This is a genomic window from Rhodoferax sp. GW821-FHT07G04, assembly GCF_059418585.1.
Window position 1 is genome coordinate 1,170,109 of the sequence record NZ_JBWKQD010000002.1, and the last position, 19,217, is coordinate 1,189,325.

The window sequence follows — 19,217 nt, forward strand, 5'->3', positions numbered from 1 at the left end:
TCAACGTCGCGCCAATTTGGCCAGCGGCAGCGGCTTGCCTTCCGCCGTAAAAGGCGGCGCAATACCCAACAGCTTGGCAAGCGTGGGCGCAATGTCCACAACCTCCACACGCTGGTCGACGCGTCCCTTACCGATCCAGGCTGGGCCGTACGCCAGGATGGGGACGTGGGTGTCGTAGGTATACGGCGAGCCATGGGTGGTCGCGGCCTTGCTGGCAAACATCCAATACGGTTTGAACGCAAATTGCACGTCGCCGGAGACATCGGCATTCCAGGACTTGCGCATCTGCGCAAACAGCGGCTCGCTGGCCCGCGAACCGCTCAATAGCTCGGCGCGGGTATAGGCTGCCGCAAATCCCGGCTCGGCCAACAGCAGGTTGCGCGCCGCCTCGGCCACGGCATTGGCGTCCACGTTTTGGGCGGCCAGCAATTTCTTGTCCAACAACAACGCGGGACCGGAATAGCCCAATACCCATTTGCCGAGGCCGAACTGTTTCTCCAGCCCACGGTTCAGGTTTTGCAAGGTTTGCGCGGAGTCGATCTTGCCGCTGGCCAGGCCCTGGCTGGCGCTGTACTCCACCGCCGGGCTGAAGCCATGGTCGGCCGTCAGCACGGCCACGTACTGGCCCTTGCCCAGCTTGGTATCCAGGTCCTTCCAGAAGTCTTGCAACAGCATGTCGAGCTGCAGGAAGTGGTCATGCGACAGGCGCGACTCGGCGCTGAAAGCGTGGTTCACATAGTCATGACCCGACAGGCTGATGGCCAGGATGTCGGGCGCCTTGTCCTTGCCCAGGTGTTCGCCGTCCAGGGCGGCGCGGGCGAAGTCCAGTGTCAACTCATCACCAAAGGGGCCTCGCAACAACAGGCCATAAAAATTCGGACCGGGCTCTGTGTCCTCCGGCGCGCTGTAGCGGGCTGGCAGTGCGCCACCGGCGGGGCCATACCAGATCTGGTTGTCGGGCAGAGATCGGGCATAGGCCGCCTCCGGCAGAAGCGCCGTCCATTCGCGTTTGAAATAGCGGTCTGCAGGGCGGGCCGCATTGAAGGCCGTGACCCAAGCCGGGTGCTGCTGCATGTAGTAGGTGGTGGACGCAAATTGCCCGCTACCGGACATGTACATATAGGCCGTTCCGGTCTTGCCCGCCGGCAAGATGGCGCCGCGGTCCTTGCCCGAGATGGCGATGACCTTGGACTGCGGGCTGACCCGGCGTAGCACGTCGCCCACGGTCTCCACCTTCAGATTTTTCGGGCTGGTGCCGTCCAGCGGCGTGGTGGTATTGCCAATATAAGTGGCCGTGGTGTCGCCGGTGCAGTATTCGGTGGCGCCCGTTTGGGCATCGCGCCATTCGTTGGCGATGATGCCGGTGCGGTGCGGGTAGGCGCCGGTCAGCATCGTGGCGTGGCCGGCTGCCGTCACGGTGAAGGCATGGCCGTAATGCGCATTGGTAAACCAGGTACCGCGCTTCAGGAAACGGTTGAACCCGTCGGGCGCCAACTGGTCCTGGTAGCCAGTCACTTGGCGCTCGGGAAGACCATCGATGGCAATGAACACGATCAGCTTGGGGCGGTGCAATGGCGTCTTGGCGTCCACGGTACCGGCATGGGCCAGCACCGCTGCGGCCAACAACAGGCCGGTCAGTCGGCGCAGTGTGGTGGGCAGGTGCGCGCTCATGCTGCTTGCCCCAGTGTCTGGGCCAGCCACTGGCAGACGGGGCTATTGCCGTCTTCCAGCCCGTGGATCACCGTGAAGTGGTTGGTGCCGGGGTGTTCTTTCAGCGTGGATGTATTGCCTGCGGCTTGCCAAGCGTCGTGGTAGGCCTGCGACTGGCGGGCAAACTCCGCACTCTCCAGGCCGCCCCAGGTCACCCACAGCGGCGTCTTGCAAGGGCGCACCATGAAGGCCGGCGAGTTGCGCCGCACGATGCCATCATCCAGCTGGATCATGGGTTGCAGGTAGCTGTAGCGCAGCGGCTCCAGGTCAAACAAGCCGCTGAAGGCGATGGCACCCGCCAGAGGGTCTTGCGGCAGACCGTAGTCGCGCGCCCATTCGGTCTGCAGGCACATGGCGGTCAGGTGGCCGCCAGCCGAATGGCCGCCAATCGCAACCCGTTTGGGATCGCCACCATGCTGGGCTATGTTGCGCAGCACCCAGGCAATGGATGCACGGCATTGGCGGGTGATTTCGTCAATCGTCACAAAGGGGCACAGTGCGTAGTTGACGACCACGGTGGTGATGCCACGCTGGTGCAGGCCCAGCGCCACGCCGCTGAAGTCCTTGCTGGACAACGAACGCCAGTAGCCCCCGTGGATGAACACAAATACCGGCGCGTTGGGCGCATCGGCCAGAAAAATGTCCAGGGTTTCTTCGACGGTAGGGCCGTAGGGCACGTCGAGCACGCAGCGCAACTCGGACCGCGCCCGGTTGGCCTGGGCCGTGAAGTGCTGCATGGGCTGGTCGGTGGGCGCCAGCACCAGGCTGGGGTTGTACTGGGCGTCTAGTTGCGCCTGGGTCTCAAAGTTGCGGTACAGCGTGCGCATGCGGGCCTTTTTTTGTTTGAGCGGTGGGAAGCGGCCATTATGCGCATCCCAGGCCCCCGCCCGGCTACCCTGCCAGCAGGGCTCAGTTCAGGTAGGACTCGGCGTGGGCCTCGAAATCTTCGGCGTCGATCGCCGCGTCATAGGCGGCACGGCTGGCCAGGGCCTCGGCGGTGTAGGGGATCAGCGGTTTGTCCAACGGACGCAGCTTGTGGCGGCGCAGACCGCGCAATTGTTGGGAGCGTTCCATGGTTTGCAGAACCAATTCGGGCTCCATCATCAGGCTGAAGGGGTTGAGTGCCAGGGTTGCGGTGGTCATCGTGGTTCTCCGGTTGCATCGTCTTGCGCCAGGGGTTGAAAGGGTTTGGCGCTTGGTGCAACTGTAGCCACAGTGGCGTGAAACTGGAGTCAGCCACGGGCTGGAAAGCGTGTAGGAATTTGCCTTACAAGACCAGCCCGGGGGTTGGAACGCCTTGTAACGTTTTCGTCGGCTGCCTATAGTGAAATTACCAGAAAATTGGCGCTGCGCCGCCGCTGGGGTGGCTGCGTGAAAAAACGAAGGATGGTTGGACCGTGAAGACGATAAATGCCCAGAAGCGCGCCGTGCGCGCATTCGCCCTGGTGTCCCTCTGTGGAGCGCTCAATGCCTATGGCGCCAGCACCTTCGACCCCACGATCAACCGGTTGTTCATCACCTCGGTGGCAGTCAACGGGACGACTTACCAGAATGTGTCGGCCACGATCAATGCCTACAACCTGCTGGGCGTCGATGGCGGCACGCCGGTGTCCGACACCTTTACCCCCGGCAGCAACCTGCTGATTCTCGGCTCCGTGGTGTTCCAGGGCACGACCTTCAACAATGTGCGGGTGCAGTTGAACTCGTTCACGCTGCTGGCGGCCACACCGGTGACCAGCACGCCGTCCACACCCACGACGCCTACCACCCCCACCACACCGACGACTCCAACGACACCGACAACACCCACCACGCCAACAACCCCTACTACGCCGACGACGCCCACCACTCCCACGTCACCCGGCACGCTGACGGCGGCCAATACCTGCAGCCTGTCCAACTTCCAGACGGACTTGATGACACTGATCAACCAGGCCCGCGCCAGCAGCCAGACCTGCGGCACCACGGTATACCCCGCAGTGCCCGCCGTGGCGTGGAACAGCAAATTGTTTGATGCGGCTGCCGGCCATTCGGCCGATATGGCCAACCAAAACTATTTCTCGCACACCAGCCTGGACGGGCGCACCTTTGACCAGCGCATCACGGCGGCCGGTTACAGCTGGTCGCGGCTGGGCGAGAACATCGCGGCCGGGCAAAGCAGTGTGTCATCTGTGATGGCCGGCTGGATGGCGAGCCCCGGGCATTGCAGCAACATCATGAGCGCCAACTTCACCGAAGTGGGTGTGGCCTGCGTCATCAACATGAGCTCCACCTACCGGCTGTATTGGACGATGGATCTGGGCCGCCCTTAAGCCTGACCCTGATCAGCCACCGTCAACAGCCTGGCCCGCACGCTCTTGCCTTTGACCCGCCCCGCATTGAGCTTGGCGCAGGCCTGTGTGGCCACATCGCGCGCCATTGCCACAAAGGTGCAGAACTCGGTCACCTGGATCTTGCCCACCTGCTCACGCGTATAGGCCGGGCCACCCTCCTCACTGGTCAAAGCACCCAGTACGTCGCCGGCGCGGATCTTCTCTTTGCGACCGCCCAGAATCTGCAGCGTGACCATGGGGGGCAATAACGGGCCTTTGCCAGTGGGTGCCAGTTCGTCCAGCTTGTGCCACACCGAGGGCTTGTTCTGGTATTGCTCGATCTTGCCGACAAAACCCATCTCGTTCATCGTCGCCAGGCTCAGCGCCAAGCCGGACGCGCCAGCACGCCCGGTACGGCCAATGCGGTGCACATGCACCTCGGGGTCGGGCGTGATGTCCACATTGATGACCGCTTCCAACTGCGTGATGTCCAGACCCCGTGAGGCCACATCGGTCGCCACCAGCACCGAGCAACTGCGGTTGGCAAACTGGGCCAGCACCTGGTCGCGCTCGCGTTGTTCCAATTCGCCATACAGGGCCAAGGCGTAAAAACCCTCCGCCTGCAGCAGGGTGACTAGGTCCTTGCACTGCTGCTTGGTATTGCAAAAGGCCAGTGTGCTGACGGGGCGGAAGTGGCGCAGCAAGGCGCCCACCGTCTCCAGCCGATTGCCGCGGGTCACCTCGTAAAAGCGCTGCTCGATCAGGCTCTCGGTCTTGGGCGGAGCCACCTCCACGCGCTGGGGCTCACGCATGAACTGCCGTGCCAGCTTTTCAATGCCCTCCGGGTAGGTGGCCGAGAACAGCAGGGTTTGCCGGTTGGCCGGGCACTGCTTGGCCACGGTGGCGATGTCGTCGAAGAAGCCCATGTCCAGCATGCGGTCGGCCTCATCCAGCACCAGGGTGTTCAGGCCTTCCAACGTCAGGTAGCCGCGCTCCAGATGGTCCATGATGCGGCCGGGCGTGCCAACCACGACGTGTGCGCCATGCTCCAGGCTGGCCCGCTGGCCGCGTAGCGCAATACCACCGCACAGCGTGACGACCTTGATGTTTTCTTCGGCCCGCGCCAAGCGACGGATTTCGACCGTCACCTGGTCCGCCAGTTCGCGCGTGGGACACAGCACCATGGCTTGCACCGCAAACCAGCGGGGGTTGAGCTTGGCCAACAGCGCCAGCGCAAAGGCCGCCGTCTTGCCACTACCGGTCTGGGCCTTAGCAATCAGGTCCTGACCCGCCAGGGCTATGGGCAGGCTGGCGGCCTGTATGGGGGTCATGGACTCGTAGCCCAACTGCTGCAGATTCGCCAGCACAGCGGGAGACAATGGGAGATTGCTGAAAGCCGGTGCGGCTGTGGGGGATGTGGTGGCTGTCATCCCCCGATTATCCGCCCCACCTCAGTTAGACCAATGTCCTGTGCTCTCCAGCACCGGCGATAGCTGGGCCGCACCCCAGCGCAGCGGCAGTGCCGCCGCGATACGCAGCATGCGGGTGACCTGCAAGCGCAGCAGCCGTTGTGCACCGGTGAAGCTGTCCACCAGCGGGTCGTCCCAGAGGATCTGCGCCTCTGCCGCCAGATACAGCAGGTCACCCGTGGCGTAGTCCACCACCAGCAAACCCGCACGCGGGTTCACGGCCAGATTGCCCAGCGTGTTGAAGAAGAAATTGCCGGTGAAGTCCGGCACGGTCAGCGTGTCGCCCTCCACCCGCACAAAGCCGGGTTTGCCGCCGCGGTGCGACACGTCCACCCCATGCGCCGGGCCGCGCTGTGCGGGGTCGGTACCTGCATACGCGGTGGCGATGAAAAAAGTGTCGGTCTGCGTCAGCAAGGTCCGCGCGGCAGCGTCCAGCCCCGGCGCGCGGTGCACGGCAGAAACGATACCGGCGTCGGGCTCCACATACACCGGCTCACGCGCCTGGATGTACTTAGGGCAGTTGCCAAAGCTCTGCTCAACCTGCACCGTGAAACCCTTCTCATGGAGCGCACGCACCACACCATTCATACGGTTGCGCCGCCGCGTATGGGGCTCTATGCCCAGCAGGCCGATGCTGGCACCGGCACGCAAGTTGGCGTGCAGTGGATCGTCCGCCAGCGGCAAGGCCTGCACGGTCAAGGTCTTGTCATCGGGCGACGCCACAAACCCCGGCGGCGCTGCCAGCACCGAGGCCCAGGGCTGGCCACCGGCGTCTACCGAACCCACAACGATGAACGGGAGTTGCGCAAAGAAGGTGCGGTGCTGATCGGGCATGTGGTCGCGCATGACCACGCTGCCCACAGCTGCCATGCGCTCGCGTATCCCCACGCGCGCCTGCAATGCCTGTTCACCCGCGTGGAAGGCGCGCTCCGAAGTGGGTGTGAGGTGGTCCATATCAAGCAGCCTCTTGCAACGGCGTTCTCACCATGGGTACAAAACCCGGCAGCGCCTCGATACGGTCCAGCCAGGCGCGCACGTGGGGGTAGGCGTCCAACGCCACGCGCCCTTCTGGCGCGTGTGCCGTGTAGCTGTAGTTGGCAATGTCGGCCAGTGTGGGGCGGTCGCCCACCAGGTAGTCCGTGTGCTGCAGCGTGGCCTCCATCACCGCCAGCAGATTGTGGGCGCGTTGGATGGCTTCGTCGGCCGGTGTGGGCCGCTTGAACAGCACGATGACCCGGGCCGCCGCTGCGCCAAAGGCAAGAGGCCCCGCTGCCACGGACAACCAGCGCTGCACCGCAGCGGCGCGCACCGGGTCGCGCGGCAGCCAGGCGTCCGCATCGGGCGCATAGCGGCTGGCCAGGTAGACCAGAATGGCGTTGGCATCGGCCAGTGTCACGTCGCCATCCTGTACCACCGGAATCTGCCCGAAGGGGTTCATCTGCAGGAAGGCTGATGTCTTGTGGGCGCCTGCGGCGAGGTTCACATCCACCAGTTCCACCGGCAAGCCGAGCAGCGAGAGAAACAGTTCGACCCGATGGCAGTGGCCCGAAATGGCCATGCGGTGCAGGCGGATGGGTTGGAGGGGGTGTGAAGAGGGCATGATGGGCTTTCGGTACAACAATGGAGGTGGAGATAGCCGCATTGTGTTTATTGCCATGAATTTGATAAATGGCGCAATAGTCATTTAACTAATCCACTTATCGGTCTAATATGCGGCATGGACAAACTCAAGGCCATGCAGGCATTTGTGCAGATAGCCGACCAGGGCAGCCTGACGGCGGCGGCACGTGTGCTGGACTCGTCACTGCCGGCCGTGGTGCGCACGCTGGCGGCGCTGGAGGCCCACCTGGGCGTACGCCTGATGCACCGCACGACGCGGCGCCTGTCGCTCACCGAAGAGGGCAAGCATTACCTGGAGAGCTGCCGCCAAGTGCTCAACGCCGTGGGCGAGGCCGAATCCGCGTTGGGCGCCGATGCGCGCGAGCCCACAGGCCAGTTGCACATCACCGCGCCGGTCATGTTCGGCCAGATGCACGTAACCCCGGTGGTCATGCGTTTTGTGCAGCGCTACACGCGCGTGCAGTGCAGCGTGGTGCTGGCCGACCGCGTGGTCAACCTGCTCGAAGAAGGGCTGGACCTGGGCATCCGCATCGGTGCACTGGAAGACTCGACACTGGTGGCCCAGCCGCTGGGCAGCCTGCGCCGTGTCGTGGCTGCCAGCCCGGCCTACCTGGCGCGCCAGGGCGTGCCCGCCCACCCGCGCGATCTGCTGCAGGCCAATTGCATACGGTTTATGGGTACCAGCGGCCCGTGGTGGACCTTCCATGCAGAGGGCAAAACCTTCACCGTGCCCGCCACCGGCAACCTGAGCTTCAACCACAACGGGCCGGTGCTGGATGCCTGCCTGGCCGGTCTGGGCTTTGGCATGTTCATCTCGTACCAAGTTGCACCCTATCTGGCGCAAGGCGCATTGCAACTGGTGCTGGAAGATTTTGAGCCGCCACCTCGCCCTATCCACGTCGTGTACCCCCACGCCCGCCTGCTGCCGGCGCGCACCCGCGCCTTCATCGACTTCATCAAGCAGGACTTCAAAGGTCTTACGCCGTTTGGCCACCAGGCTTAAGGGCCACTCCTACAATGGCCTGCTCTCGTAGCCCCACTGCACCAGCCCCCATGACCGCACTGCACATCTCCACCCAATTCGACTCCGGCGCCATTGAAGTGCTGAGCCTGGACGACCCGCGCAATATTGAACTCAACATCCGCGCCGACAACGCCAGCAACTTTGCCCAGTGGTTCCACTTCGCGCTGCACGGTGCGGCCGGCAAGGCCATCACGCTGCGCTTCTTGAATGCCGGCACCTGTGCCTACCCCGACGGCTGGGAGGGCTACCGCGTGGTGGCCAGCCACGACCGCCAGACCTGGTTCCGCATCGACACCGAATTCGACGGCAAGGTGATGACAGCCCACACCCGGCCCGAGTGCAATTGCATGTACTTCGCATACTTCGAGCCCTACTCCTACGAGCAGCACCTGGATTTGCTGGCCTCGGCCGCCCAGTCCGCCCATGTGGAGATGCAGCGCCTGGGTGCCACGCTGGACGGCCGCGACATGGGCCTGCTGCGCATCACCGATGCCCATGGCCCCACCCCGCCCGAGCTGAAGAAAAAAGTCTGGATGATTGCCCGCCAGCACCCCGGTGAGACCATGGCCGAGTGGTTTGTCGAAGGTTTCCTGGAACGCCTGCTGGACCCTGAAGACGCGGTCAGCCGTGTGCTGCTGGACCGTTGCGTCTTCCACGTCGTGCCCAATATGAACCCCGATGGCAGTGTGCGCGGCAACCTGCGCACCAATGCCGCTGGCGCCAACCTGAACCGCGAATGGGCCACCCCCAGCATGGAAACATCGCCCGAGGTCTTCCTGGTGCGCCAGCATATGCAGAAGACCGGCGTGGACTTGTGCCTGGACGTGCACGGCGACGAGGGCCTGCCCTACAACTTCGTCGTCGGCTCCGAAGGCAACCCCGGCTACACCGAAGGCATTGCCATGCTGGAAGACGCATTCAAGACCGCCTGGCTGGCCAGCTGCCCGGACTTCCAAGACCAGTTCAACTACGGCCGCAGCGAACCCGGCACCGCCAACCCCACGCTGGCCACCAACTGGGTGGCTCAAAACTTTGGCTGCCTGGCGCTGACGATTGAGATGCCGTTCAAGGACAACGCGCAATTGCCCAACCCGGCCACGGGCTGGAATGGGGAGCGCTCGCGGAAGCTGGGGGCTAGTGTTTTGCAGCCTTTGTTGGCTACGTTGTGAGCGCTGATTTGCTACTGATTCAGTAGCAATGTCGCTAATCTTGACGAGGGCTAGCGGTTAGTTTTTTAAATGCGTTTCTGGCAGAAGCCTCGCGAAAGGCAGGCGGCGTGGCTCGCGTTCTCCGGCTCGCCTCGCGGGCGACTGGGTTGGCACGCTGCCGCTACTGCTTCAAGACGTTGATTGGCGTGCGGGCTCTGTGGCAACCACGTTGTTGACGAACCAACGTCGGCCAACCGACAACATTCGCCCGCGAGCGTGGGCCAAGGGAACGGATGCCCGGTTCGCCAGCCCGCACACGCGTAGGCAAGCAACGTCGACCTCCAAAATATTCCTCATGGATTTATAGAATATTTATTCTAGAACATTTATACTAATCAAATGCCGCAAGCGACAACACCCATCCCCCACCCCACCGCCGCCGAGCTGGACTTGCTGCGCGTGCTGTGGCACACCGGCCCAGCCGATGCCAAGCTGGTGCATGAGACCTTGCTAGCAGAACGGCCGGAGGCCACCTATGCCACAGTGTTGCGCCAACTGCAGGTGATGCATACCAAGGGCCTGCTGATCCGTGACGAGAGCCAGCGCCCACAGCGCTATGCGCCGGCCCAAAAGCAGGACAAGCTGCAGACCCATCTACTCAAGGACCTCATCGCCAAGGCCTTCGCTGGCTCCGGCAAGGCCCTCGTGCTGGCTGCGCTCAAGGGCCATGTCAGCGCCAAGGAGCGTGCCGATATCCAGAAACTGCTGCACGGCAATAATGTTCAGGACGACGCCGCATGAGCCCGCTCGCCCTGGAATGGCTGGTACCGGCCCTGGGCTGGGCGCTGCTGCACTTTGTGTGGCAAGGCCTGGTGGTCGGCGCGCTGGCGTGGCTGGTGCTGGCGGTCTCGCGCAACGCCAGTGCGCGCTGGCGCTACGCGGCGTGTGCGGTATCCCTGCTCGTCTGCCTATGCCTGCCGCTGACCCATATGGCGTGGATACTGAACTCCATCGACGCGCTGCCGCAGCAAGCCATTGAATTTCCCGATTGGCTGCAAGCCCTGGCCGCACAACTACCCGCCCTGGTGGCCGCCTGGAGCCTGGGCGTGGGCCTGATGGCACTGCGCCTGGGTGCCGGTCTGGCCTGGGTCGGCGTGCTACGCCGCCGTGCCAGCCAGGCCCCCGCGGTGTGGCAGGCACGGCTGGATGCTCTCGCCTGGCGCCTGGGCGTGCACCGCAAGGTTTTGCTCAAGGTCTTGCCCGACTTGGCCAGCCCCATCACGGTGGGCTTTCTGCGGCCTCTGGTGCTGCTGCCAACCGCCTTGCTCAGTGGCATGCCGCCCCATTTGCTGGAGGCCCTGCTGGCCCACGAACTGGCCCATGTGCGCCGCTGGGACTACCTGGCCAACCTGCTGCAAAGCGTGGTCGAAGCCCTGCTGTTTTTCCACCCCGTGGTCTGGTGGCTGTCCACCCGCATGCGGGACGCCCGCGAAGAGGTGGCCGATGCCTTGGCCGCCCAAGCGCTGGATGACCCACGCCGCATGGCCCAGGCCTTGCATGCGCTGGCGCTGCAGCAACCCCCTATCCCCACTCCTACACTGGCCTTGTCGGCCCGCGGCGGACAACTACTACAACGATTGGAACGACTGATGGCACCCCAACCCGCACATACCGCTACCTGGAAGATGGCATTGCCCGCCCTGCTGCTGGCCAGCACCAGCCTGTGGGTCCAAGCGCACAACGCCAACTCCAATGCCAACGCGGGCGGTGGCGCATCGGTAGCCGGCCCCATCACCGTACAACAACCTGCGGCTGCAACCCCTGCCGCCGCACCGGCACCCATAGCCACAGCAGCCGCCCTGCCCAGTGCACCGCAACTGCTGCAACTACCCGTCAACGCCAAGCACGCCCTGGTGCTGGAAGAAGGCACGGGCCGCGTCGTCATGGCCAAGGATGCCGATGCCGCCGTACCCATTGCCTCCATCACCAAGCTGGTGACCGCCATGGTGGTGCTGGACGCCAAGCCCAATCTGCAAGAGACACTGCGCGTGTCCCAAGACGATGTGGACATGCTCAAGCACAGCGCCTCGCGCATTCGCGTGGGTGCCGAGATGACACGCCTGGCCGCGCTGAAGCTGGCCCTGATGCAGTCCGAAAACCGCGCCGCCGCTGCGCTGGCCCGCTACTACCCCGGCGGCACACCCGCCTTTGTGCAGGCCATGCAGGCCAAGGTGCGCAGCCTGGGCCTGACCCGCACGGCCTTTGCCGACCCCACGGGCCTGTCTCCGGCCAATGTGTCCACCGCCAACGAGGTAGCCAAGATCGCCGTAGCCGCATCGCGCTACCCCGAGATCGCCGACATCACCAGCGACCGCAGTGCCAGTGTGCCGGTCAATGGCCGCCTGCGCGCCGTGCACAACACCAACAAGCTGGTGGGCGGCAATGGCTGGGATATCGAACTCTCCAAAACCGGCTACACCGACGAAGCCGGCCGTTGCCTGACCATGCGCATCAAGAGCGGCATCAAGCACTTCACAGTGGTGTTGCTGGACGCCGACGGCTCGGCACAACGCCTGCGTGACGCCACACGGATTCGCGCATCGCTGGCCAAGTTGCATATCTGATCCCCTAACCCGCGGGCCATGCGCCCGACCACCCCCCTAAACCACTATGCAACGCCGCAATTTTCTGGCCGCAGGCGCAGCCGCGCTTGCCACACTGCCCGCCTCCAACTACGCGCAGACCGGTGCACCCGCAGTGGATGCGACTACCGCCACGGCGAACGACGGCAGCGCCATCCGCCACTTCGCCGCACCGCACGCCCTGGCCCCCGTGCGTGCCAGCGCCGACCGCATCATCGGCATCACCGTATGCCGACGCCCCTTTCGCGCTCAGGGCCCCCGCATCGAGTCCGAGCGCCGCTATGGCAAAACCATCGTCCACCACTACGGCCATGGCGGCAGCGGCTGGTCACTGTCCTGGGGCTCGGCCCAGCAGGCTCTGCCGCTGATATTGGCGACAGGCCAGCGCAGCATCGCCGTCGTCGGCTGCGGCGCCATTGGCCTCACCACGGCGCGGGTGGCGCAACTCCACGGCCTCAAGGTGCGCATCTATTGCAAGGAACGCCCGCCCGAAGTGGCGTCCACCTTTGCCACCGGCACCTGGTCACCCGACTCGCGCATCTGCACCGAAGAGCATGCGACACCGGCCTTCACCCAACGCTGGGGTCGCATGGCGCGCCACTCGTTCAAAACCTACCAAAGCCTGCTGGGCCTGGCCGACAACCCGGTGGAGTGGCGCGACGGCTATGTGCTGTCGGACATCCCGTTTGACCAGCCCCTGAACATCGAAGACGACGAGCCGGACTACCCGGACCTGAATGCGCAGCTAGCCGACATCCGGCCCAAGGCCGTTTTGCTCAAGCCAAGCGAGCATCCTTTTCGCGTGCCCCACGTGAAGCGCTTCACGCAGATGAACTTCAACATCTCCAGCTACCAGCGCCTGCTGGTGGATGACTTCCTGCGGGCCGGGGGCGACATCGTGCAACGCACATTCGAGCATCCCAGCCAGTTTGCCGATGTGCGCGAGCACACCCTCGTCAACTGCACGGGCTACGGCGCGCGGGCCTTGCTGGACGATACCTCGGTCATCCCGGTGCGCGGTCAGATCGCCCGCCTGGTGCCGCAGGCAGAGGTGGACTACGCGCTGGTCTACCGCGGCCACAACCTCTTCATGCTGTCGCGCCGCGACACCTTGCTGGTGCAGGCCCAGGGCGCGCACGACTTCGGCAGCGACGACACCGGCGTGGACCGTGCACTGTCCCTCGCCGCGGTGGAGCGGCTGGCCAGTGTGTTTGCCTAAGCACCCAAGCTTTCAACAGAGAGAAAAAAGCACCGTGAACAACTTACCCAACCAACCCAATCGCCGCGTTGCAGTTGCGCTTCTGTTCGCCTGTTTTGCGTCCCTGCCTGCGTGGGCTTCCAACCACCAGTCGGACAAGATCCGCGGCATGGTCGACGCATCCATCCAGCCGCTGATGGCAGAGCACGATGTGCCTGGCATGGCGGTAGCCGTCACCCTCAACGGCCAGGCCTACTTCTTCAACTACGGTGTCGCTTCAAAAGAGAAAAACACACCCGTCAGCGAGGCCACGCTGTTTGAACTCGGCTCCATCAGCAAGACCTTTACCGCCACGCTGGCTTCATATGCGCAGGTGCAGGGCAAGCTGTCGCTGAACGACCACCCCAGCAAGTACCTGCCGCAGCTCAAAGGCCACGCCATCGACAAGGCGACGCTGCTGCACCTGGGCACCTACACCGCTGGCGGGCTGCCACTGCAGTTTCCCGATGAAGTCTCAAACGACCAGATGGTCGACTACTTCCAGCAATGGAAACCGCAAGCCGCACCTGGCGCGCAGCGCCAATACTCCAACCCCAGCATAGGTCTGCTCGGGCATATCACCGGCCTGGCCCTGAACAGCGATTTTGCCGACGCCATGGAAACGCAGCTCTTCCCCCAACTGGGCCTGACCAATAGCTACATCCGCGTTCCAGACAGTGCGATGAGCAGCTATGCGTGGGGATATGACAAGGGGAACAAGGCCGTGCGCGTAAACCCCGGCGTACTGGATGCACAGGCCTACGGCGTCAAGTCAACAGCCGCCGACATGATCCGCTACGTGCAAGCCAACATCGAGCCAGATCAGTTGGAAGAGCCCATGCGGCGCGCCGTCAACGGCACCCACATCGGCTACTTCAGCGCAGGTGCCATGGTGCAGGGCTTGGGGTGGGAGCGCTACCCCTATCCCGTCACGCTGACACGCTTGCTGGATGGCAACTCCTACACCATGATCCTGGAGAGCGTCGCGGCCAAGCGGCGGGTGCCTCCACAAGGCCAGTCGGGGCGAACCCTGTTCAACAAGACCGGCTCCACCGGCGGGTTCGGCAGCTATGTGGCCTTCGTGCCGAGCCAAAAAATCGGCATCGTGATGCTGGCAAACAAGAACTATCCGATTCCCGCGCGCATCACGGCAGCGCACGCGATCTTGCGGCAGTTGGCACCTCTGGCGAAATAGGTTTCCGGCAAAGTCCGCCTGCCCCCAAAAAAGCCGTCAGCCAGACCAGACCAATTGCCGCGTGGTCTGTGTCCCAGCGCACAGGACCGCCGTGCGGCGCAGGCTAAGGTTGCTCAATCGCAACAGCACCCCAAGCTGGGGTTGGATTGAACATGAACCTTGACCTCTTGGCTGGCTACCTGCACATCGCGCCCTGGCCTCTGCAACCCGACGTGATCTTCTGGTCGGCGCTGATGCTGGTCACCGGTGGCTGCCTGGGCGAGTTGGTGTTCCGCAAGGCGGGGCTGCCGCGCATCGTCGGCTACAGCGCCGTGGGCATGGTGATTGCCGCCATGGGGCGGGGCGACAGCCTGCACTACCAGAGCGGCGTGGTCCGTGTCATCGTGGATCTGGCCTTGGGCCTGCTGCTGTTCGAGTTGGGCAGCCGCGTCAGCCTGCGCTGGCTGCGTGCCAACCCCGGCCTGCTGTGCACCAGCCTGGCCGAGGCCTTGTGCAGCTTCCTGGTAGTGCTGACATCGCTGCGCTGGCTGGGCCTGAGCATGGGGGTCGCGCTGGCCTGCGCCACGCTGACGCTGGCCACATCGGCTGCCGTCATAGGCCGCGTATCGAGCGAGCTGCATTCCGCCGGCCAGGTGACCGAACGCATGGTCATCATGACGGCACTGAACACCTTGTTTGCGGTACTGCTGCACAAGCTGGGCATTGCCTGGCTGCACCTGGACACCGTGGGCGATTGGATATTCGCCACCACCCAGCCGCTGTATACCTTTGGCGGGTCTTTCCTGGTGGCGGCCCTGCTGTGCGGCCTGGTGTCCTGGGTTGCGCGCCGGCTGGACCTGCGCGACGAGAACTCCGTGCTGCTGCTGTTGGGGCTGATCCTGCTGGCCCTGACCACGGCACGCATGCTCAACCTGTCCACCCTGCTGGTACCACTCTTGGCCGGCGTGCTGCTGCGCAATACCTCGCACCGCCCCTGGATCTGGCCACGCCACTTCGGCACGGCAGGCGGGGTGCTGGTGTTGATGCTGTTTGTGATTGTGGGTGCCTCATGGTCAGTGTCCGCATTGGCCGTGGGCGGTGTGGCGGCGGTGGTGCTGCTGTTGGCACGGGTACTCGTCAAAGGCGTGGTGGTGGCCGCCGGCGCGCACTGGAGCGGCATCAGCCTGCGCCAGTCGTTAGCGCTGACGTTGACGTTGACGCCCATCTCCGGCACGGCCCTGGTGTTGCTGGCCGACCTGCAGATCAGCCACCCGGCCTTTGCCACCCAGGTGGCGCCCATTGTCTTCAGTGCCATCGCCATCATGGAACTGCTGGGGCCTATCGTCGTGCAATGGGGTTTGCGCATGGCCGGCGAGTTGCCCGGCCACACCATACCCAACCAACAGGGAGCACCAGCATGAGCCTAGGAAGCTTCGCGGAATCGCGCGCCCTGACCATGGGCGTGGAACTGGAGCTGCAGATCGTCAACCTGCACGACTTTGACTTGAGCCCCGGCTCGGCCGACCTGTTGCGCCTGGTCAACCGGCGCAAGCTGCCAGGCCTGGTCACTCCCGAGATCACCGACAGCATGATCGAGCTGTGCACCGGCGTGTGCACCACGCATGCTGAGGTGCTGTCGCAACTGACCGAGATACGCGACGCCCTGGTGCAGTGCGCCGCGCAGTTGAACCTGGGCCTCTCCGGTGGCGGCACGCACCCCTTCCAGCACTGGAGCGAGCGCCGCATCTACGACACACCGCGCTTCCACCGCGTGGCCGAGTTGTATGGCTATCTGTCCAAGCAATTCACGATCTTCGGCCAGCACGTGCACATCGGCTGCCCGGGGCCGAATGAGGCCTTGCTGCTGCTGCATGGCTTGTCGCGCTTCATCCCGCACCTGATCGCGCTGTCGGCCTCGTCGCCCTTTGTGCAAGGCACGGACACGGGCTTCCATTCCGCACGGTTGAACTCGGTGTTTGCGTTTCCGCTGTCGGGCCGCGCGCCCTTTGTGCTGAACTGGGAGGACTTCAACGTCTTCTTCGACAAGATGGCGCGCACCGGCGTCGTCAAAAGCATGAAGGACTTTTATTGGGACATACGCCCCAAGCCCGAATACGGGACCATCGAGGTGCGAGTGCTCGATACCCCCTTGACCATCCACAAGGCCGCGGCCATGGCCGGCCTGGTGCAATGCCTGGCCCGCTGGATCAGCATGGAGCGTCCCTTTGAACCGGTGGAAGACGACTACCTGCCCTACACCTTCAACCGCTTCCAGGCCTGCCGCTTCGGGTTGGACGGCACCTTTGTAGACCCCAAGACCGGCGAGCACCGCACGCTGCGCGACGACATCTACACCACGCTGGCTGCACTGGAGCCGCATGCGGCGGCCTTGCACGCCACCGGCGCGCTGGCCTATCTGCGCGGCGAACTGGCCGGCATGGGCAACGACGCGAGCTGGATACGCGGCATCGCCCAGCGCGAGCACCTGCTGCCCGAAGTGGTGCGCCAGCAATGCCGCGCCTGGGCGGGGCAGAGCGTGTAGCAAGCCGCCCATTCAGGGCCGCAACTCAACCACCCACCGCACCCAAACCACGGCTCACCGGTTTAGCCCTTTACCGCCACCGGGCGTTGCGGCCCAATCACATGCATGCAGAGACAGCACCGCCTGATGAATCGCCGAGCCGCCTTGATCTCCTTGGCTGGTGCCACCACGGCGGTGGCCTGTGGTGGCGGTGGCAGCAGCGGGGGCGACACCCCCACGTCGCCGCCGCCAACCCAACCTCCTCCCCCGCCCGCACGACTAAGCCTGAGCGGCCCGCAAATGCTAGGCCCCGACGGCAAGCCCGCGCTGCTGCGCGGCATGAACGAAGGCACCTGGGGTGAAATGCAGAGCTTTGATGCGGCCACCATCGCTGCCCAGGGTGCCACCGTGGTGCGGGTCTTGATACGCTGGTGGGGCCTGTATGGCAGCACCGATGTGGAAAGCCGCGCCGATACTGCGCCCGGTCACTTTGACCCCGCTCACCTGAGCCGCTTCCTCACCGAGGTGAAGTGGTGCATAGACGCAGGCCTGTGGGTCATACCCGTCATCGACTCCAACTGCGGCCAAAGCGGCACGCAAAGTACCGGCATGGCCAACTACTGCGACCCGCGCGGCAACTACCCCGGCGGCCGCAACTTCTGGACCGACATGACACAGCGCCAGCTGTTCAAGGAGGCCTGGATCCACCTGGCCGGACTGCTCAAGGGCTATCCGCAGATTGCCTTCTACGAGCTACTGCCCGAACCACTGGATGGGCGCGATGCGTCGCACGCTGCGGAGGTATCGGCCTTCTACCAGGAGCTGATGGCCGCGATTGAAGACCAGGCCGGCGATAAGCGCACACCCTTCCTGGTGGGTGCACGCGATGGCTACAACATCAACCTGTGTGATGAGGCCTACATACCCGCCACCCGCTGGGCCAACCGCGTGGTCTACACCGGCAACCTGTTTCTGCGCACCGGTGGCACGCAGGCCGAGAACATTGCCAGCATGGAGTCACGCCTGGGTGCCCTGGTGGCCATGCGCAACACGCGCGGGGTGCCGGTCTTCATCCAACAGTTTGGCGTGCGCACCGGCGACGACCCCACCACCTTCTACCTGGACGCCGGCCTGCAGCGCATGAACGCCGCCAGTGTGGGCTACACCGGCTGGCAATGGCGGCAGAACACCACCAACCCGGACGAATACGCCATCGTCGTCAAAGACGCGCGCTCGGGCGCGGACGTGGTGAAGACGAATGTGCTGGCGGTGTACTCCAAATACTGGAAGGCACGCTGATTGCCATTGCTACGAATGTAATAGCGGCATAGGCATACTCTACGAGGGTTAGCTCCTATTTTCGCTTTGACGCCTTGCCCGAAATGCCATGGGCGGCACGCCATAGTGCGCCTTGAACGCACGGCTGAACGACGCACGGTCCACATACCCCACGGCCGCCACAGCTTGGTCGATGGTGGCCTGGTCTTCCAGCAGTGCCTTGGCAGCCTCCAGCCGCAGGCGCATGGCGTAGGCCTGTAGCGTCAGGCCCGTCTCGGCCTTGAAACGGCGCAGCAGGTTGCGCGGGCTGGTGTGCAGCGCGGCGGCCAGCGTGGGCACGTCGGGTGGCTCGGTGAAGGCCGTGCGCAGGCGCTGCTGGGCGGCAGCCACCAGCGCGTCCTGGGCACTGGGGCTGGGCAGGAGCGGAAAGTAGTTGCTCTGCGGCCCGCGCCGGTGGTCAAACAGCATGGCGGCCGCCACGCGTTGTGCCAACTCGATGCCTGCCTCTTGTTCCACCACGGCCAGCGCTAGGTCTATGCCGGCACTGCCGCCGCCGCTGGTCATGATGGGACCATCGCGCTCCACCATGTGTTCAAAGCGCCATTGCACGGCCGGGAAGGCCTCGCGCACCTCGCGGGCGTCACCCCAGAACGTGGTCGCACGCCGGCCATCCAGCAGGCCCGTGCCCGCCAGCACCTGGGCACCGGCGCACACGCTGGCCAGTTGGCGGCCTGGGCGCAACCAATCGGGCAACAGCTGGCGCAACGGTGCGCTGCCCGCCAGCACCTGGGCCACCGGCCCGCGCGCGGCGGGCACCAGCACCAGGTCGCAATCGCGCAAAGCCTCGAACCCGGCCTGCGGCTTGAGCACCACACCTTGGGCACCCACCGGCCTTTGCGACGCGGCCAACACGCCCGTTTCAAACACGGTGCGCCCCGCATAGCGGTTAGCGCTGTGCAAGACGTCCAGCACATTGGCCACGCTGGAGGCCACGGTCTCGGTTTGGATGGGAATGGCAACGCGCATGATGGCCGATTTAACCACAAGGTTGTCTATTTGGCCACTCCTCAAAACGCGTCATT

Annotated in this window: 17 protein-coding genes; 10 read left to right on the forward strand and 7 right to left on the reverse strand. The window is 64.4% G+C overall.

The annotated features are described in order from the left end of the window. The 3 genes from AC07OO_RS14525 to AC07OO_RS14535 all read right to left on the reverse strand — a co-directional run bounded on the left by AC07OO_RS14525 (position 1) and on the right by AC07OO_RS14535 (position 2,853). Positions 1-1,671 carry an alkaline phosphatase family protein gene (locus tag AC07OO_RS14525; RefSeq protein ID WP_495082807.1) on the reverse strand — a complete coding sequence of 557 codons (1,671 nt, stop codon included), beginning with the start codon at positions 1,669-1,671 and terminating at the stop codon, positions 1-3. Then, entirely contained in the window at positions 1,668-2,537 is an 870-nt protein-coding gene (locus AC07OO_RS14530) for an alpha/beta hydrolase (protein ID WP_495082808.1), read from the reverse strand. The genes AC07OO_RS14525 and AC07OO_RS14530 overlap by 4 nt, the downstream gene beginning before the upstream one ends. An 82-nt stretch (positions 2,538-2,619) precedes the next feature. Continuing rightward, on the reverse strand, positions 2,620-2,853 hold the full coding sequence (locus AC07OO_RS14535) for a hypothetical protein (protein WP_495082809.1): 234 nt from the start codon (positions 2,851-2,853) through the stop codon (positions 2,620-2,622). 254 nt (positions 2,854-3,107) lie between these two features. On the opposite strand from AC07OO_RS14535, the gene AC07OO_RS14540 reads away from it, so the two are divergent. Next, the gene (locus AC07OO_RS14540) at positions 3,108-4,022 is read left to right on the forward strand and encodes a CAP domain-containing protein (RefSeq protein ID WP_495082810.1); all 915 of its coding nucleotides are present in this window, start codon (positions 3,108-3,110) and stop codon (positions 4,020-4,022) included. Here the strand turns inward: AC07OO_RS14540 and dbpA are convergent. The 3 genes from dbpA to AC07OO_RS14555 are packed head-to-tail and all read right to left on the reverse strand — an operon-like array spanning position 4,019 to position 7,091. Continuing rightward, complete coding sequence (gene dbpA, locus AC07OO_RS14545; protein WP_495082811.1) at positions 4,019-5,452, reverse strand: ATP-dependent RNA helicase DbpA; 1,434 nt, start codon at positions 5,450-5,452, stop codon at positions 4,019-4,021. The genes AC07OO_RS14540 and dbpA overlap by 4 nt on opposite strands. A 21-nt stretch (positions 5,453-5,473) precedes the next feature. After that, positions 5,474-6,445 carry a pyridoxamine 5'-phosphate oxidase family protein gene (locus tag AC07OO_RS14550; protein WP_495082812.1) on the reverse strand — a complete coding sequence of 324 codons (972 nt, stop codon included), beginning with the start codon at positions 6,443-6,445 and terminating at the stop codon, positions 5,474-5,476. A gap of 1 nt (position 6,446) precedes the next feature. Further along, the gene (locus tag AC07OO_RS14555) at positions 6,447-7,091 is read right to left on the reverse strand and encodes a glutathione S-transferase family protein (RefSeq protein ID WP_495082813.1); all 645 of its coding nucleotides are present in this window, start codon (positions 7,089-7,091) and stop codon (positions 6,447-6,449) included. A 117-nt stretch (positions 7,092-7,208) separates the two neighbouring features. Here AC07OO_RS14555 and AC07OO_RS14560 point away from each other — a divergent pair, with 117 nt between their 5' ends. From AC07OO_RS14560 to AC07OO_RS14600, 9 genes are all read left to right on the forward strand, one after another. Further along, positions 7,209-8,114, forward strand: coding sequence for a LysR family transcriptional regulator (locus AC07OO_RS14560; protein ID WP_495082814.1), 906 nt, complete (start codon positions 7,209-7,211; stop codon positions 8,112-8,114). A 50-nt stretch (positions 8,115-8,164) separates the two neighbouring features. Continuing rightward, entirely contained in the window at positions 8,165-9,304 is a 1,140-nt protein-coding gene (locus tag AC07OO_RS14565) for a M14 family metallopeptidase (protein ID WP_495082815.1), read from the forward strand. 378 nt (positions 9,305-9,682) lie between these two features. Continuing rightward, complete coding sequence (locus AC07OO_RS14570) at positions 9,683-10,084, forward strand: BlaI/MecI/CopY family transcriptional regulator (protein ID WP_495082816.1); 402 nt, start codon at positions 9,683-9,685, stop codon at positions 10,082-10,084. Continuing rightward, complete coding sequence (locus AC07OO_RS14575; RefSeq protein ID WP_495082817.1) at positions 10,081-11,907, forward strand: M56 family metallopeptidase; 1,827 nt, start codon at positions 10,081-10,083, stop codon at positions 11,905-11,907. The genes AC07OO_RS14570 and AC07OO_RS14575 overlap by 4 nt, the downstream gene beginning before the upstream one ends. A 46-nt stretch (positions 11,908-11,953) precedes the next feature. Next, positions 11,954-13,144 carry an FAD-dependent oxidoreductase gene (locus tag AC07OO_RS14580; protein WP_495082818.1) on the forward strand — a complete coding sequence of 397 codons (1,191 nt, stop codon included), beginning with the start codon at positions 11,954-11,956 and terminating at the stop codon, positions 13,142-13,144. 34 nt (positions 13,145-13,178) lie between these two features. Next, positions 13,179-14,357 (forward strand): class C beta-lactamase, encoded by a 1,179-nt coding sequence (ampC, locus tag AC07OO_RS14585; protein WP_495082819.1) that lies wholly within the window; start codon positions 13,179-13,181, stop codon positions 14,355-14,357. 152 nt (positions 14,358-14,509) lie between these two features. Continuing rightward, positions 14,510-15,757, forward strand: coding sequence for a cation:proton antiporter (locus tag AC07OO_RS14590; protein ID WP_495082820.1), 1,248 nt, complete (start codon positions 14,510-14,512; stop codon positions 15,755-15,757). Then, on the forward strand, positions 15,754-16,878 hold the full coding sequence (locus tag AC07OO_RS14595) for a YbdK family carboxylate-amine ligase (RefSeq protein WP_495082821.1): 1,125 nt from the start codon (positions 15,754-15,756) through the stop codon (positions 16,876-16,878). The genes AC07OO_RS14590 and AC07OO_RS14595 overlap by 4 nt, the downstream gene beginning before the upstream one ends. Positions 16,879-17,004: 126 nt before the next feature. Next, complete coding sequence (locus tag AC07OO_RS14600; protein WP_495082822.1) at positions 17,005-18,156, forward strand: cellulase family glycosylhydrolase; 1,152 nt, start codon at positions 17,005-17,007, stop codon at positions 18,154-18,156. Between the two features lie 48 nt (positions 18,157-18,204). On the opposite strand, the gene AC07OO_RS14605 is transcribed toward AC07OO_RS14600, so the two are convergent. Then, entirely contained in the window at positions 18,205-19,161 is a 957-nt protein-coding gene (locus AC07OO_RS14605; protein WP_495082823.1) for a GlxA family transcriptional regulator, read from the reverse strand. Between the last annotated feature and the right edge of the window lie 56 nt (positions 19,162-19,217).